The organism is Pseudomonas sp. SCA2728.1_7 (assembly GCF_018138145.1).
GTDB lineage: Bacteria > Pseudomonadota > Gammaproteobacteria > Pseudomonadales > Pseudomonadaceae > Aquipseudomonas > Aquipseudomonas koreensis_A.
This window is the reverse complement of the sequence record NZ_CP073104.1, coordinates 3,031,746-3,047,673: the sequence shown is the minus strand read 5'-3', so window position 1 is coordinate 3,047,673 and position 15,928 is coordinate 3,031,746. Positions and strand designations below refer to the sequence as shown.

The 15,928-nt window shown below is 58.4% G+C and carries 11 protein-coding genes and 1 pseudogene; 9 read left to right on the top strand and 3 right to left on the bottom strand.

Features of this window, described 5'->3' with window-relative positions; genetic code table 11:
• The first annotated feature begins 23 nt into the window (after positions 1-23).
• The 4 genes from KBP52_RS13685 to KBP52_RS13675 all read left to right on the top strand — a co-directional run bounded on the left by KBP52_RS13685 (position 24) and on the right by KBP52_RS13675 (position 7,704).
• Entirely contained in the window at positions 24-1,391 is a 1,368-nt protein-coding gene (locus KBP52_RS13685; RefSeq protein ID WP_212622955.1) for a DUF1329 domain-containing protein, read from the top strand.
• A gap of 139 nt (positions 1,392-1,530) precedes the next feature.
• Positions 1,531-4,086 carry a LuxR C-terminal-related transcriptional regulator gene (locus KBP52_RS13680; protein WP_212622954.1) on the top strand — a complete coding sequence of 852 codons (2,556 nt, stop codon included), beginning with the start codon at positions 1,531-1,533 and terminating at the stop codon, positions 4,084-4,086.
• 152 nt (positions 4,087-4,238) lie between these two features.
• Entirely contained in the window at positions 4,239-5,039 is an 801-nt protein-coding gene (locus tag KBP52_RS30540) for a hypothetical protein (RefSeq protein ID WP_249122274.1), read from the top strand.
• The gene (locus tag KBP52_RS13675) at positions 5,005-7,704 is read left to right on the top strand and encodes a DUF6543 domain-containing protein (RefSeq protein ID WP_249122273.1); all 2,700 of its coding nucleotides are present in this window, start codon (positions 5,005-5,007) and stop codon (positions 7,702-7,704) included. Before KBP52_RS30540 ends, KBP52_RS13675 begins: the two co-directional genes overlap by 35 nt.
• Positions 7,705-7,733: 29 nt before the next feature.
• Here KBP52_RS13675 and KBP52_RS13670 read toward each other — a convergent pair whose 3' ends face one another.
• Positions 7,734-8,513, bottom strand: a complete 780-nt coding sequence (locus tag KBP52_RS13670) for an IclR family transcriptional regulator (protein ID WP_077571176.1) — start codon at positions 8,511-8,513, stop codon at positions 7,734-7,736.
• Positions 8,514-8,677: 164 nt separating this feature from the next.
• Here KBP52_RS13670 and hmgA point away from each other — a divergent pair, with 164 nt between their 5' ends.
• The 4 genes from hmgA (at position 8,678) to KBP52_RS13650 (ending at position 13,451) form a co-directional block, all read left to right on the top strand.
• A complete protein-coding gene (gene hmgA / locus KBP52_RS13665) occupies positions 8,678-9,982 on the top strand; it encodes a homogentisate 1,2-dioxygenase (RefSeq protein WP_077571177.1) in 1,305 nt (434 codons plus the stop codon).
• A 3-nt stretch (positions 9,983-9,985) separates the two neighbouring features.
• A complete protein-coding gene (fahA, locus tag KBP52_RS13660; RefSeq protein WP_212622953.1) occupies positions 9,986-11,290 on the top strand; it encodes a fumarylacetoacetase in 1,305 nt (434 codons plus the stop codon).
• Positions 11,291-11,302: 12 nt separating this feature from the next.
• The gene (maiA, locus tag KBP52_RS13655; RefSeq protein ID WP_077571179.1) at positions 11,303-11,938 is read left to right on the top strand and encodes a maleylacetoacetate isomerase; all 636 of its coding nucleotides are present in this window, start codon (positions 11,303-11,305) and stop codon (positions 11,936-11,938) included.
• A 142-nt stretch (positions 11,939-12,080) separates the two neighbouring features.
• Positions 12,081-13,451, top strand: coding sequence for an aromatic acid/H+ symport family MFS transporter (locus KBP52_RS13650; protein ID WP_212622952.1), 1,371 nt, complete (start codon positions 12,081-12,083; stop codon positions 13,449-13,451).
• 50 nt (positions 13,452-13,501) lie between these two features.
• On the opposite strand, the gene KBP52_RS13645 is transcribed toward KBP52_RS13650, so the two are convergent.
• Positions 13,502-14,305: a transglutaminase family protein gene (locus KBP52_RS13645; RefSeq protein WP_212622951.1), complete on the bottom strand. Its 804-nt coding sequence runs from the start codon at positions 14,303-14,305 to the stop codon at positions 13,502-13,504.
• 185 nt (positions 14,306-14,490) lie between these two features.
• On the opposite strand from KBP52_RS13645, the gene KBP52_RS13640 reads away from it, so the two are divergent.
• The gene (locus tag KBP52_RS13640; protein ID WP_116029514.1) at positions 14,491-15,510 is read left to right on the top strand and encodes a Glu/Leu/Phe/Val dehydrogenase dimerization domain-containing protein; all 1,020 of its coding nucleotides are present in this window, start codon (positions 14,491-14,493) and stop codon (positions 15,508-15,510) included.
• A gap of 159 nt (positions 15,511-15,669) precedes the next feature.
• On the opposite strand, the pseudogene KBP52_RS13635 reads toward KBP52_RS13640, so the two are convergent.
• Positions 15,670-15,909 (bottom strand): annotated as a pseudogene (locus tag KBP52_RS13635) (YebG family protein); the annotation flags it as partial.
• Positions 15,910-15,928 lie beyond the last annotated feature (19 nt).

The window sequence follows — 15,928 nt, the reverse complement described above, 5'->3', positions numbered from 1 at the left end:
TCTGCCCGAGAAGGATGAAAGCAATGCGCAAAATGATTCTGCAATGTGGCGTGCTGGCCCTGAGTCTGCTGGCTGCCAACGTGATGGCGGCGGTGTCGCCGGACGAGGCCAGCAAGCTCGGCACCAGCCTGACGCCGCTGGGTGCCGAGAAGGCTGGCAACGCTGACGGTTCGATTCCGGCATGGACCGGCGGCATTCCGAAAAATGCCGGTGCGGTGGACAGCAAAGGTTTCCTTGCCGACCCGTTCGCCAACGAAAAACCGTTGTTCACGATTACCGCGGCCAACGTCGACAAGTACAAGGACAAACTTTCCGATGGTCAGGTGGCGATGTTCAAACGCTACCCGGAGACTTACAAGATCCCGGTCTATTCGACCCACCGCACCGTCGCCGCACCGGCGGAAATCTACGAGTCGGCCAAGCGCAGTGCGCTCAACGTGACCACCATCAACGACGGTAACGGCCTGGCCAATTTCACCGGCAATCGCTACTACGCCTTTCCGATACCGAAGAACGGCGTCGAGGTGTTGTGGAACCACATCACCCGTTATCACGGCGGCAACGTCAAACGCATCATTACTCAAGTGACCCCGCAGACCAACGGCAGCTATACGCCGATCCGCTTCGAAGAAGAGATCGCCGTGCCGCAACTGATCAAGGATATCGACCCGGAAAAAGCTGCCAACGTGCTGACTTTTTTCAAGCAGTCGGTGACCGCGCCGGCGCGTCTGGCCGGTAACGTGTTGCTGGTGCACGAAACCCTTGATCAGGTGAAAGAGCCGCGTCTGGCGTGGATCTACAACGCCGGTCAGCGTCGGGTGCGCCGTGCGCCGCAAGTGGCCTATGACGGTCCGGGTACCGCCGCCGATGGCCTGCGTACTTCGGACAACTTCGACATGTTCTCCGGTGCACCCGATCGCTACGACTGGAAACTGGTCGGCAAGAAGGAAATGTACATCCCGTACAACAGCTACAAACTCGATTCGCCGAAGCTCAAGTACGACGACATCGTCAAGGCCGGGCACATCAATCAGGACCTGACGCGCTATGAGTTGCACCGGGTCTGGGAAGTGATCGGCACCGTCAAACCGAATGAGCGGCATATCTACGCCAAACGCCACATGTATATCGACGAGGACAGTTGGCAGGTTGCACTGGCCGACCACTACGACGGTCGTGGTCAACTCTGGCGCGTAGCCGAAGGCCACTCTGAATATCACTACGAGCATCAGGCACAGGCATACACACTGGAAGCGCTCTACGACATCATTGCCGGCCGCTACATTGCCTTGGGGATGAAGAACGAAGAGAAGCACAGTTACGAATTCGGCTTTGAAGCCAAGGCTGCCGACTACACGCCAGCGGCCTTGCGTGCAGAGGGTGTGCGGTAACGGTTCTGATACATCAGTTGCACAAAAGGCGACCGCTCGGTCGCCTTTTTTATGGACGCCAATCAGCGCGCTGAATACTCGTCAACAAGCGCGCGGGAGAGGGCTAGGGTGAGCGCACAACGATAAGAAGGCTCACTCGATGACTGCCATGACTCCGTGCCTGGATCGACCCGGTTTTTTGCCCAGACTTTCTTCCCATCATCAGCCTCGCAGTCGCTTGAGTGCGCCTCTTCTGGCTTCGAACGCGCGGGTCAGGCTGTTGTGCGCACCCGCTGGCAGTGGCAAAACCGCACTGCTCAGCGAATGTTTTCTGCAGGTGCGTGCAGACTGCGAGACGATTTGGCTGCCGCTGGCGGGAGCAGCGCTCGACTGCGAGGAATTTTGCCTGCGTCTGACCCGAGCGCTCGGGCTGGTCGAAGACCTTGACGTTACGCAACTGATGGCGGAGCTGGCACGTTGGTCCAGGACGACTTCGCTGTTTATCGACGATTACAGTCGTCTGCCGGATCCGGCTCTGGATGCTTTACTGGATCGTTTGTTGGCGGTCAGCAGCCCGGCGCTTACCTGGTGGATCAGCACTCGTCGCCGGCCACAGTGCAACTGGCCGCGCCTGTTGCTCGATGACGAACTCTACGAATCCGAGCGCGCCAGCCTGGCACTGACCCACGATGAGGTTGTACCGGTGTTGCGCCATTTGCCGCCAGACCAGGCGGACCGCGTCGCTGCCCGTATCATCCAGCGTACCGGCGGCTGGTGCGCGGGTGCGCGCATGGCGCTCCTGCAAAAATGCGACTGGTCGCAAAACCTGCAGCCACAACAGCGTGTCGATACCCTGCTCGATTATCTGCAGCACGAACTCTTCAGCAATCTGACGCCAGAGCAGGATGAGGCATGGCGTGTTCTGGCTCACCTGCCACGGTTCAACGCGCCATTATGCGAGCATTTGTTCGGTCCCGGCGAAGGCGCACAGCTGTTGCATGATCTGCAAGTGCTGGGCTGCTTTATCGAGCCTTGGCAGGAGTCCGCCGATTGGCTGCAGGTCTTTCGCCCGCTGTCGCGAATCATGCAGGAGTCGCATTGGCCGTGTGCGCGTTCGTGGCACCGACGCGCCTGTCAGTGGTTCACTGCGGTGCAGGATTGGCGAGCAGCGTTCGAGCAAGCGTTGTTGGCCGAAGAGTACGAAACGGCCGTAAGCCTGTTGCAGCATTTGAGCTTCGAGGATTTGCTGGAAGACCAGACGGTCGTCCTGCTGTTGCGCTTGCATGAGCAGCAAAGCCGCGAGCTGACCTTGATGACACCGCAATTGATCGGGCTGGTCACCGGGGCATTGCTGTTCGCCGGCCGATTCGAACAGGCCGCGCAATGCATGGCCCATCTCGTGCGCTTCATGCCGCAGCCGACGAGGCATCTGGAGCAGCAACTGCTGGCACGTTGGCAGGCGCAACAAGGTTGGCTCTGCCATTTGCAGGGGCAAATGGAGCCGGCGCGCGCCTGTTTTCAGGAGGCATTGTCGGCCCTGACCGACGATGCCTGGCAGGCCCGTCTGATGTGTCTGTCGGGACTGACGCAGCAGGCCTTACTGTGCGGTGAACTCGATCAGGCCCATGCCCTCAACCGCGAGGCGCTGTGCCTGGCGCGCGCGCATGGCTCCCTGTTGTTCGAAGGGTTGCTCGAGCTTGATCATGCGCAATGGCTCGAGCAGCGAGGAGCGCCCGTGCGTGCCGAAAGTCTGCTGGTGGACATTGAGCATTTGCTGCGCCAGCGCACTCTGGTGCCCACGCCGCTGCTGGGCCGAATTGCCCTGCGACGAGGACGGCTGGCGCTGTGCATGGGGCTTGAAGAGCAGGCTGCGGATCTGTTCAGCCGAGGCCTTGAAGATTGCTTGCGCAGTGCAGACAAGCGGGTCTTGTATGGCTACCTCGGGCAGGCTCAACTGGCCGGCAATCGAGGCGATTATGCCTGCGCTTTCGAGCGCCTGCGCGAGGCCGAAAGGGTCATGCAGCAGCGGCAGATTCCCGATACGGTCTATCGCGGTGTCGTGCTTCAGGTCAGCAGCCAGTTCTGGTTGCAGCAGGGGCGACCGCAATTGGTGCAAGAGGCGTTGGGCCGGCTGTTACGGCATTACCGTGGACCCTCTGCACTCCAGGCGCCGCCCGCGACATTCGAGCTGATTATCCGCATTGAATACCTGTTGGCCTGCGCGCATACGCAGTTGAATCCGGATGAAAACTGTCTGCCAACCATTGAACGATTGCTGAGTCAGGCCCAGGCCAGAGGCATGTTGACGGCGGAAACGGAGTTGTTGCTGGCCTTCGCCCAGTTGGCCGAATCGAACGGTGACACGGAAGCGGCGCAGCAAGCTTTCCAGCGTGCCGCAATGCTGGTGGAACGCTGCCAATTGCAGCACGCCATGCGGGAGTGGGAATTACGCCGAGGCAGTCTCGGAACAGTGTCTGCCAAGCAGTTTCCTGCCAGGCAATGCGATAACCGTGATCTGGCGTCGGGCCTCAGTCGGCGTGAGCGCGAAGTGCTGATGTTAATTGCTCAAGGTGCTTCGAATCAGCAAGTTGCAGAACAACTTTTTATTTCGTTGCATACAGTAAAAACACACGCGAGACGGATTAACGGAAAGTTGGGTGTAGAGCGCAGAACTCAGGCTGTGGCGAAAGCAAAGTTGATGGGGATATTGGCTTAGTGTTGTGATTTTTTGCGAGTGCAAATGGTTCTGGTTATTTGTTGGCATGTTTTGTAAATTGTTCGGACTTCAGGTTGATTGAAAAAGAAACTACCTTGCGATCCTCTGCATGGCTGCACTCGCAGCCCTGGATAGTCAAGTAAGGAATTGTTGTGGCCAAGTTATTTAAAAGTTTGATGCGTGGTTCGTTGGGGGAGCAAGTTACATGGGCTGAAGAGTGGGATAAGGCAAGCCAGGCAAAAGCAGGTCTATTGAAGATCATCGATGCCATGCCAAGCGTGCTGGATATTCTTCGCAACATGCTTGAAAGTGAATTAAAGCGTTTGGGCAAAACGGTCGATATCGACAAAGTCTATGTCAATACGGATCCTGTTTTCCCCGCCAATGAAAAACGGCCTTCGGGCACTCTTTGGGACGTTACTGTTCATTGTCTTGATAACAACATCCGTCCCGCTTACATCGTGGGCGGCGATGGTGTGTTTTTTCTGCCGGACACGTTTAGTGAGCAATTCAAAGTCAATGCTCTGAATACGCTTATTGTCGAAGATCTGATCGCTGCTGTAGCTGCCGGACTGGAAAAAACATTGCGAACCGAGATCGCAAAGTTCTGGGCGGCGCCAGCGAAAACCATTCGCCCGGACACTGCATCGCTGTCGAACAAGCAGGCTTTCATCGCAGCGTACGCCGTGGTCACGAGTGCAGAGCTGTCCCTGTCGATCATGGCCAACAATTTCGATGCCCGGTTGGGTGAGCGATTCGCCCATCTGCTCGACGCAGACGCCGGTCGCGCAGTGTTCGAAGTGAAGTTGCAACCGGCGCAGGATTACCTACTGTCGCTCCAGCCCTGTTTCGTTCTGGACAACGCCGAGCGTGCGGGTGCAGAAATGACCGCTGGTCAACGAGTCGACCTCTTACCTCATGCACACGCCGGAAAGCGGCTTCGAGTTCTTTGAAAAAAATACCGATTTGCACCGCAAACTTCAGCAGCGATTGTCCTTGGGCAGTGACCAGATCCGATACCTGAAGGCTACGCGAAGTCCTCACGCCTTTTGTGTAGAGACTCATCTCGAAGGCCAGCTTGAAAGCGTGTCATCGTTGTTCAGTGGCCGGGAACAATTGGATAGTCCGCTCACCTCCGTACTGCAGGAGAATCAAGGCCTGCACGTGCTGCGCTACGGTATCGACACTCGCTTCTATCTGCTTTGGGCTGCGTTGAAACGCACCGACTGGCCGTTTTGGCTCCATGGTGCTGGTAGCGATATTCAACAGCGATATAACGAGCTTGAAGAGTCCAGGGATCAATACCAGACCGCGTATTCAACCGTCTTCGATGCGTACTTTTCGTTTAAGGATTATGTGGTGCGTAAGTTCGCCGAATGGGCGCACAGGACGCTCGGGGAACACCTCGATCCAGAAACAATAAGTGTCCATAGCTCGTACACCCTGCAAATTGCCGGACGTACTGTCGAGCAGGAAGACACCCGGACGCTGACGGAATTTATCGTTTTCGGTCTGCATGACAATGGTTATAAAGCCGCGCTGACTATCATCGGCGTTCCCGACGGCAGTCGGCTGACGACGGTGGCGCTCGAGCAGTGGCTGGAGAATCGCAACCTGCGACTGGAATTTACCGGCAGCCTTGCCTCCTCGCCCTCGATTGATTACCAGGAGGCCTACCGCAACTACCTCTTCAGCCAGATGGAGTTTGCAGTTTTTGTTGCTCGCCACTCCGGAAAGCTGGACTCCACCGATGCGAATATCATCGCGCGAGCCATGGCCAATGACTCAACGGTGACCATTCAGGGATTGCGAATCAAATTACAAGTACCCGCGTTGAAAGATGTCCTGATCATTTCGGCCAGAGAATATGTACCGTCGCTGATGCTGGTGAAAACGCCTGGCGGTGAATTTGAACTGCAAAAATTTTCCGATGTTTATGCAGCGAACCTCTGGCTGGAGTCGGCATTGTCCGCAGATCGTGAATACGCTGCATTGCTGATCCATCCAGACTACCTGCACGAAGCAGGTAAGTTGCTCGGCAGCGATCCCACACAGCTGAACTACCGCTACACGCTCGATGGCCGGCCGGTCGATCTTGGCCTGAATCTCAAGGCACCGTTGGCAGACTATGTAAATATCGCTTACCGAGCCGAAGTTGCCCTGCACAAGGCTATTGCTCCGGTAGGTTATCGGGCGCTGGGCATTGAAGGCCGCAAGCGCTATTCGCGTCTGACAACCGAGCTAAAGGCACTGTCTACGGTTGATGCACGGGATAATGGTTTTCCGACATTCGAGCAGTTCACTTATGACTCGGTGAAAGCGCAGATAGAAGACATTTTGCGTACTCGTGGGAGCAATGTTTCGGTCAATCCCGATCAGATCATTGTTCAAACCGAAGAGTTTCGTAAGAGCGTTACCGACGTTTTGCTCGAGGGACTCGCCTTTGAAGCGGTGCATCCGGCCTACGAAACGAAATTCAGCCCGAAATACTATTTGGTGAATGGCCATCCCGGCATTGAAAAACTGGATATCCGAGACCTGTCCTCACTGTCGAAAACTTTCCGTCCCGGCGACAGATATGCCGCGATGCTGAAAGCGCAATATCAGAACAAGGCTCATCCTGATTACGCGTTCAGGCGCGCAGTACACGCGCGAAGAATTCGCTGTGAAATGTACTGCAGTGCTTTTACCGACTTTACCAATGGCAGACTGTCAATAGAGTCTTTCTCTGCTATCCAGCGGACTATCGATAATCTGAAAGAAAGTGGCGGCTATCAGTCAATTGTGAATAGCGTCGCCGAAGGTGACGTCGGTCTGTATAAATTCAATATCGGTGAGCTGGGTTTGACGGCTGCCAGGGATCGCACGGTTGGCGGCGTTTATATTTTCCGACTGAAGATGTCTTCAGGGTTCGTCGATTTGCTCTATACGCCTGACGCGCCGGATCTGGTCAGCTTCCGACCAATCGCTGAGTTTATTCCTTCGATTCGTTTTCGATACGGCCCGTTCAGGAACTACTACAGCCAGCGGATACTGCTGCTCGACCAAAAGGTGATCAACACCTATTTCGACAATCTGGTTGCAACCGCCGATACCAAACCGGTCATTCGCACGCAGCAGCGTTCGTTATTGCCTGATCTGTTCACTTTCCATGACGAGCGAGTGCGCCGTGTATTGAGCGATATCGACGAACGCACCACCAGCCTCAATGAAATAATCGCCGGTATTATTTACGGCAACCTGTTGAAGGTCGCGAACATCGTGAGCCTGCTGGTGCCTCCCGTGGGCACTGTCGTGGTGGCTGTGCAGATGATGAAAAGTATCTACGACGCTTCGCAGTCGCACCGACGGGGTGATTATTCCGCTGCGCTGGGACATATACGGGATGTATTGAGCGAACTGCTGACATTGGGTCAGGCAGCGGCGGCGGGCGCACCGGTTAAAGAGCTTACTCGTGCGCAACGCTCGTTCCTCAGTTTGTTTGAAGACGCTCGGACAGTCGCGGAACTCGTTACGTATTACACCGGCCATGAAGACCCCACAGATGAACTGATTGGTTTCTTCAAGTCACTGATGGAAGATGCTGACTCGGCATTGAGCAAGACCACGGTTCGTTGAGCCGTTTCGAGCGCGCTTAGTCCGCGGATTTATCTTTCATAACCCATCCGCCAACTCACGGCCCGCGTCGCCGCCAGCAACCGCTGCGCCGCCGGGCCGTTTTCGTCGGCATGGAACAGCGAGGTCGGGCCAACGATGGTCAGCACGGCGGCGACTTGTCCGACAGCATTGAACACCGGTGCGGATAACGCATCCACACCCGGCATCAGCAGGCCATGCACATGATGCAGACCGCGTTCGCGGATCTGTTCGCACAGCGTTGCATACGTCTTCTCGTCTTTCAGCGGATGATCGGCAGCGGCGATTTCCTGCTCGCGCAATTCATCGGTTTCCCGATGCGGCAGGTAGGCGCTGAACACCAGTCCGGTCGATGAACTGAGCAGCGGCAACACTGAACCCAATTGCGTCACCACCGTCACCGCACGCACCGCCGGTTCGATGTGCACCACGGTCGCGCCCTGATTGCCCCACACCGCCAAAAAGCAGGTTTCGTTGAGTTCATCGCGCAGTTCGGCCAGCGGCAGGGCGGCGACCTTCAGCACGTCCATACTGTTGAGAGCAGCCAGGCCAACGCGCAACGCTTCACGGCCGAGACCGTAATGGTTGGTGGCGGCGTTCTGCTCGGCAAAACCCGAGGCAATCAACGCCTGCAGATAGCGATGCACTTTGCTTGCTGGCATCTGCACATGTTCGGCCAGTCGCGACAATGAAGTGGACGGCGACAACTCGGCCAAGGCCTTGAGGATGTCGGTGCCGACTTCGGCGGAGCGGACTTTCTGTTTGCCGTTGCTGTCGCTGGTTTTTTCCATGGTGCGGCCGGGTTCCGAAACGAATGGGCGTCTTTATAGCTTGACGCTGGATAGCGAGCAAATTACGTTATGCGTAATCGAATTACGATAATAACAACCCCGGCGTGCCGAAACCTCTGAGCCAGAGCGATGGGCCACTGCCGACTCCCTGTTCAGGAGGCTCCATGAACCTCGATTCAACCGCTCAGGCGCTGGCGTATCAGTCCGGTTTCGGCAACGAATTCAGCTCTGAAGCGTTGCCCGGCGCGCTGCCCGTCGGCCAGAACTCCCCGCAAAAAGCCCCGTACGGTCTCTACACCGAATTGTTTTCCGGCACCGCGTTCACCATGACTCGCAGTGAAGCGCGGCGCACCTGGATGTACCGGATTCAGCCGTCGGCCAATCACCCGGCCTTCGTCAAACTGGAGCGGCAATTGGCCGGTGGCCCATTGGGTGAGGTGACGCCCAATCGCCTGCGCTGGAACCCGCTGGAGATTCCGGCCGAACCGACCGATTTCATCGACGGACTGGTGAGCATGGTCGCCAACGCTGGTGCGGAAAAGCCGTCCGGCATCAGCATCTACAACTACGTCGCTAACCGTTCGATGGAGCGCGTGTTCTTCAATGCCGACGGCGAACTGCTGCTGGTGCCGCAACTCGGGCGTCTGCGCATCGCCACCGAACTGGGTGTGCTGGACGTGGCGCCGCTGGAAATCGCCGTGCTGCCGCGAGGTCTGAAATTCCGCGTTGAGTTGCTTGACCCGCAAGCACGCGGCTACGTCGCCGAGAACCATGGCGCGCCGCTGCGTCTGCCGGATCTGGGCCCGATCGGCAGCAACGGCTTGGCCAATCCGCGCGACTTCCTCACGCCGGTCGCCGCTTACGAGAACCTGCAGCAACCGACTACGCTGGTGCAGAAGTTCCTCGGCCAGCTATGGGCCACCGAACTCAATCACTCGCCGCTCAACGTGGTCGCCTGGCACGGCAACAACGTGCCGTACAAATATGATCTGCGCCGTTTCAACACCATCGGTACGGTGAGTTTCGATCACCCGGATCCGTCGATCTTCACCGTGCTGACCTCGCCGACCAGCGTGCACGGTCTGGCCAACCTCGACTTCGTGATCTTCCCTCCACGCTGGATGGTCGCCGAGAACACCTTCCGGCCACCGTGGTTCCACCGCAATCTGATGAACGAATTCATGGGCCTGATCCAGGGCGAATACGACGCCAAGGCCGAAGGCTTCGTGCCCGGCGGTGCGTCGCTGCACAGCTGCATGAGCGCTCATGGCCCGGATGGCGAGACCTGCACCAAAGCGATCAACGCCGAGCTCAAACCGGCGAAAATCGACAACACCATGGCCTTCATGTTCGAGACCAGCCAAGTGCTGCGCCCAAGCCGCTTCGCCCTCGACTGCCCGCAACTGCAATCCACTTACGACGCCTGCTGGGCCACGCTGCCCGCGACGTTCGACCCGACCCGGAGATAACCCATGACTCAGACTTCCATCACCCGCAGTTGGGTCGCTTCGGCCAACGGCCACGCTGATTTCCCGTTGCAAAACCTGCCGCTCGGCGTATTCGGCATCGCTGATTCGGCACCGCGCGCTGGCGTGGCGATTGGCGAGCACATCTTCGATCTGCAAGTGGCGCTGGAAGCAGGGCTGTTCGACGGTGCTGCACGTAGCGCCGTCGAAGCCATGCACAGCGGCCAGTTGAACGCGTTCTTCGACCTCGGTCGGGAGGCACGTGTGGCTTTGCGCACACGCCTGCTGGAACTGTTCAGTGAAGGCAGCACGCACCGTGGCAACATCGAAGCTCAAGGCGCGAAACTGTTGCCACTGGCCGCCGATTGCCAACTGCACCTGCCGGCACGCATCAGCGATTACACCGACTTCTACGTCGGCATCGAGCATGCGCAAAACGTCGGCAAACTGTTCCGTCCGGATAACCCGCTGCTGCCGAACTACAAGCATGTGCCGATCGGTTATCACGGTCGCGCCTCCACCGTGCGTGCATCCGGCACCGACGTGCGCCGTCCGAAAGGCCAGACGCTACCGGCCGGTCAGACCGAACCTGTGTTTGGCCCGTGCGCGCGCCTGGACTATGAGCTGGAACTGGGCATCTGGATCGGTCAGGGCAACGAGATGGGCGATTCGATCGCCATCGGTGACGCCGCTGATCACATCGCCGGTTTCTGCCTGCTCAACGACTGGTCGGCCCGCGATATCCAGGCCTGGGAATACCAGCCGCTGGGTCCGTTCCTGTCGAAAAGTTTTATCACCAGCGTCTCGCCATGGGTGGTAACAGCGGAAGCGCTGGAGCCATTCCGTACTGCGCAGCCGAAGCGTCCTGAAGGCGATCCGCAGCCGCTGCCGTACCTGTTCGACAAGCGCGATCAGGACGGCGGTGCCTTCGACATCGAGCTGGAAGTGCTGTTGCTCACCGAAACCATGCGCGAGCAGAACCTGCCGGCCCATCGCCTGACGCTGAGCAACACCCGCTACATGTACTGGACCGTTGCGCAAATGGTCGCGCACCACAGCGTCAACGGTTGCCAGTTGCAGGCCGGTGACCTGTTCGGTTCGGGCACCTTGTCCGGCCCGGAAAACGGTCAGTTCGGCAGCCTGCTGGAAATCACCGAGGGCGGTAAAAAGCCGATCGAACTGGCCTCTGGCGAGGTGCGTAAATTCCTCGAGGACGGTGACGAAATCATTCTGCGCGCTCGCTGCGCCCGTGATGGTTTTGCTTCGATCGGCTTCGGCGAATGCCGCGGCAAAGTGCTGGCGGCGCGCTGACAGGAGCGGCTTATGGATCTCTATACCTATTACCGTTCGACCTCGTCGTACCGGGTGCGAATTGCGCTGGCGTTGAAGGGCCTCGACTATCAGGCGTTACCGGTCAATTTGATCGCACCGCCGGGTGGCGAGCATCGGCAAGCGGCGTATCTGGCGATCAATCCACAGGGCCGGGTGCCGGCCTTGCGCACTGATGAGGGCGGTTTGCTGATTCAATCGCCTGCGATCATCGAGTACCTGGAAGAACGTTATCCACAGGTGCCGTTGCTGCCGGAAGATCTGCTCGCCCGTGCGCAGGTGCGCGGTGTAGCGGCGGTGATCGGCTGCGACGTGCATCCGCTGCACAACGTCAGTGTGCTCAATCGCCTGCGTCAGTCGGGGCACGATGAGGCGCAGGTAGTCGAGTGGATCAGTCACTGGATCAGCCAAGGGTTGGCGACAGTGGAACAGTTGATTGGCGATGAGGGATTCTGTTTCGGCGAGTGGCCGTGTGTGGCGGATGTTTACCTGATTCCGCAGTTGTATGCGGCGGAGCGGTTCAATGTCAGCCTTGAGGCGTATCCGAAAATTCGTCGGGTCGCCGCACTGGCGGCTGAACATTCAGCATTCATTAAGGCCCATCCTGCCAATCAACCAGACACCCCATAACCCTGTAGGAGTGAGCCTGCTCGCGATGAGGGAGTGTCAGTCACTCATGTTCTGACTGACCCACCGCTATCGCGAGCAGGCTCACTCCTACAAGGGAATATCGCCGTTCACATAATCATAAAAACAAAACAGGTACCTTGCGATGCACAACCAGATTGCCAGCTTCCGCGCGGCACTCGACGCCCGTCCAGTGTCCCGCTATCAGTGGTTACTGTTGATCCTGCTCGCGCTGTTGCTGGTCACCGACGGCTATGATGCCCAGGTGCTCGGTTACGTGGTGCCCGCGCTGGCTCAGGACTGGGGCCTGGAAAAATCTGCGTTCGGGCCTGTGTTCAGCGCCAATCTGCTCGGTCTCACCCTTGGTTCACTGGCGGTCACGCCGCTGGCTGACCGCTTTGGCGTGCGCCGGATCCTGCTCGCTTGCGTACTGATCTACGCCACGCTGACCGTGCTGATGGTCTTCGCCGATTCGCTGAACACACTGATGATCGCGCGCTTCATCTGCGGCATCGGCATGGGCGGAGCGATGCCCAGTGCCATGGCGTTGATGTCGGAATACTCGCCACCGCGTTTGCGTACCTTGATGGTGACGCTGGCAGCCTGTGGCTTCTCGTTCGGTGGCGCGGCGGGTGGTTTTGTCGCCGCCGGTTTCATCGACCAGTTCGGCTGGCAGGCGGTGTTTCTCGCCGGTGGCGTCACGCCGTTGCTGCTGTTTCCGTTTCTCTGGTGGATGCTGCCGGAGTCGCTGCCACGCCTGTTGCGTGATGCACCGCCGTATGTACGACTGCGCAAAGTTACCGCAAGGATGCTGCCGGATTGGCAACCGCCCGTTGTCAGTGTCGAGCAGAACGAGCGCGAGCAGGGCAGCAAACTGACCGTGGTCGAGTTGTTCCGCAACGGCTACGCGCGGCCGACTTTGCTGATCTGGGCGACGTTTTTCGTCAGCCTTATTCTGCTGTATTTCATGATCAGCTGGTTGCCGACGCTGTTGCTGGAAAGTGGCTTGAAACTCAACGAAGCCAATCTGGTGACGTCGATGTTCCTCTTCGCCGGTACCCTGGGTGCGATCTGCATGGCGTGGTTCGCCGACCGCTTGAAGCGCAAGGTGCGGTTGTTGTCCGGCGTGTTGGCGGGCGCTGCGCTGTGCACGATTCTGCTGGGGCTCAATCACGACAATCCGCGTTATCTGGTGGCCTGCGTCTTCGCCGCCGGATTCTGCATCATCGGCGGGCAGCTGACGCTGAATGCGTTTGCCAGCAATTTCTACCCGGCGCATGTGCGTGCAACCGGCACCGGTTGGGCGTTGGGTGTGGGGCGTTTTGGTTCGATTCTCGGGCCGCTGTTTGGCAGCCTGTTGCTCGCGATGCACATTCCGGTGGCGCAGATTTTCTTCTTTTGCGCGATCCCGGCGGTCATCGCCGCGTTGCTGATTATTCAGGTACGTTCGCCCACTGACACAGCGCAATCTCCTGTGGGAGCTAGCCTGCTAGCGAAGAACGATAACGCGGTTTAACTGAGAGACCGAGCCGCCTGCATCGCTAGCAGGCTAGCTCCCACAAGGTATCAGTGGACGACCGAGTTGGGCGGCAGGTGTCCGAGTCGTTCGGTCAGGCGTAGTCGCTGGATCGGATCGTCGCTGAGCAGCAAGGCGTGTTCCAGATCAAAGCGCTCGGCATTCGGACAGTCGAGCCGCTGATAAAGACTGGCCCGGGCCAGGTAATCAGCGGCTCCGGCGTCACCCAGTTCGAGCACGCGTTCGGCATCGATCAGCGCGGCAATGAAATCATCATGCGTCAGGTACAACTGGCGCAGGTTGCGCGATAGACGCTGGAGCATCTGTTGGGGTGTAGCGGTCAGCAGATGTTCGGCATTCAGTTTCATGTTCGGCCCGTACTGGCGCTGCAACAGTTCGCGACAGTCATTGGGGTACAAGCGCCGCCCGCCGCACGGATCAAGAAAGTGATCGGCACCGGGCACTCGCAACAGGAAATGCCCGGGGAAGTTGACCCCGACCAGAGGAATCTCCAGACCACGCGCCAGCTCCAGGGCAATCAGCGCCAATGCCAGCGGCTGGCCGCGACGGGTCTGCAACACCTTGTGCAGCAGCGCAGCCTGCGGGCGCAGTGGCAGAAAATCATCCTGTGCAAAACCCAGATCGGTCATGCGGCGTAACAACGGTTGCGCCAGCTCACTCACAGGCAGCATTGGCAAACCGTAACTCACCCGTTGTTGCAGGTCTTTGAATTCCTGCAACAGCGCGTCGGGGTCGACCGCTTTTTCGTGCTCGGCCGCCATCCACAGCGCGGCTTCGAACAGCGCGGGCGGTGAACGGTGCAGGCATTCGAAAAAACGTTGACGCGCACTCATCGAAATCTCCGGGGAATGCCTCGTTTTAGCCCGGTCCGCGAGATTCGTCCAGTGCCCCGCAACACCGGTGTCGGGTTATGCCGCAAAGCCGTTGTCGACGCGGGCGCTTATTCCGGTGCGCTCCAGCAATTTTCGGGCGCAGGCCTATACTGGCGTTCTACAAGAAGTGATTCGGGAGCCCAACGATGTTTGCGCTCATGCAAAGCACTCGCCTGGAATCGCTGCACCTTAGCGTCGACCCGGTCACCGGGTTGAAGGCGGTCATTGCCATCCATAACAGTCGCCTCGGGCCAGCCTTGGGTGGATGTCGTTATCTTGCCTATCCCAATGACGAATCTGCCGTTGAGGATGCCATTCGCCTCGCTCAGGGCATGAGTTACAAGGCCGCACTGGCGGGGTTGCCGCAAGGCGGTGGCGTTGCGGTGATCGTGCGTCCGGTGCATGTGGAAAACCGTGGCGCGCTGTTCGAAGCCTTTGGCCGCTGCATCGAACAGCTCGACGGTCGCTACATCACCGCGATCGACAGCGGTACCTCGGTGGCGGACATGGACTGCATCGCCCAGCAGACCCAGCATGTCACCAGCACCACGTCGGCCGGTGACCCCGCACCACACGCAGCGATGGGCGTGTTTGCCGGCATTCGGGCAACCGCCATGGCCCGGCTGGGCAGCGACAATCTCGAAGGTTTGCGCATCGCGATTCAGGGCTTGGGCAATGTCGGTTACGCATTGGCCGAGCAACTCCACGCCGCCGGGGCAGAACTGCTGGTCAGCGACATTGACCACGGCAAAGTGCAACTGGCGATGGAACAACTCAATGCTCACCCGATCGCTAACGACGCGTTACTCAGCACGCCGTGTGACATCCTTGCGCCGTGCGGTCTGGGCGGTGTGCTGAACAGCCACAGCGTTACTCAACTGCGTTGCTCGGCGGTGGCGGGTTCGGCAAACAATCAACTGACGCATCTGGATGTCGCCGATCAACTGGAACGGCGCGGGATTCTGTATGCGCCGGATTATGTGATCAATGCGGGTGGGCTGATTTACGTCTCGCTGAAACACCGTGGCGAGGAATTGCCGACGATTACTGCGCATCTGTCGAAAATCAGCTCTCGGCTGACCGAGGTGTTTGCGCATGCGCAGGCGGAGAAGCGTTCGCCGGCGCGGGTGGCGGATGAGTTGGCGGAGAAAGTTTTGTATCGCTGAGTTTCACAGGCATGAAAAAGGCTCTGAGCCATTCGACTCAGGGCCTATTCAATTCGGGCTGGATTACTTCGCAGCCTTCGCCGCTTTGACCGGCTTCACCGGGGCTTCAGCAGGTTCTGCCACTTCAGCTTTTTCGACCGGTTCAGCGGGTGCATTGAGCAGCTCGGACAGCGCATCCGGCTGGCTCTTGAACGCCCGGGCGAACACATCGCGATTCTTCGCCATGTAGATCCCGGCTTCTTCCACTTGCTGTTCAGTCAGGGACGGAACGGCTTTTTGCAGCACATCGGCCAGATATTCGGCCAGTTCGAGCATTTTGTCATGACGGTCAGCTTCGGCTTTATCCATGAACAAGCGCTCCAGATCTCGGCTGCTGCGGTATACCACTTCGACGGCCATTCACCACCTCACATGCCTT

Bases quoted from the DNA above. Each gene is read 5' to 3' on its own strand.
- KBP52_RS13640 (WP_116029514.1), top strand. From the start codon at position 14,491: ATGTTTGCGCTCATGCAAAGCACTCGCCTGGAATCGCTGCACCTTAGC.
- hmgA (WP_077571177.1), top strand. From the start codon at position 8,678: ATGAACCTCGATTCAACCGCTCAGGCGCTGGCGTATCAGTCCGGTTTC.
- KBP52_RS13670 (WP_077571176.1), bottom strand. From the start codon at position 8,513: ATGGAAAAAACCAGCGACAGCAACGGCAAACAGAAAGTCCGCTCCGCC.
- KBP52_RS13650 (WP_212622952.1), top strand. From the start codon at position 12,081: ATGCACAACCAGATTGCCAGCTTCCGCGCGGCACTCGACGCCCGTCCA.
- KBP52_RS13685 (WP_212622955.1), top strand. From the start codon at position 24: ATGCGCAAAATGATTCTGCAATGTGGCGTGCTGGCCCTGAGTCTGCTG.
- KBP52_RS13680 (WP_212622954.1), top strand. From the start codon at position 1,531: ATGACTGCCATGACTCCGTGCCTGGATCGACCCGGTTTTTTGCCCAGA.
- KBP52_RS13645 (WP_212622951.1), bottom strand. From the start codon at position 14,305: ATGAGTGCGCGTCAACGTTTTTTCGAATGCCTGCACCGTTCACCGCCC.
- KBP52_RS13675 (WP_249122273.1), top strand. From the start codon at position 5,005: ATGCACACGCCGGAAAGCGGCTTCGAGTTCTTTGAAAAAAATACCGAT.
- fahA (WP_212622953.1), top strand. From the start codon at position 9,986: ATGACTCAGACTTCCATCACCCGCAGTTGGGTCGCTTCGGCCAACGGC.
- maiA (WP_077571179.1), top strand. From the start codon at position 11,303: ATGGATCTCTATACCTATTACCGTTCGACCTCGTCGTACCGGGTGCGA.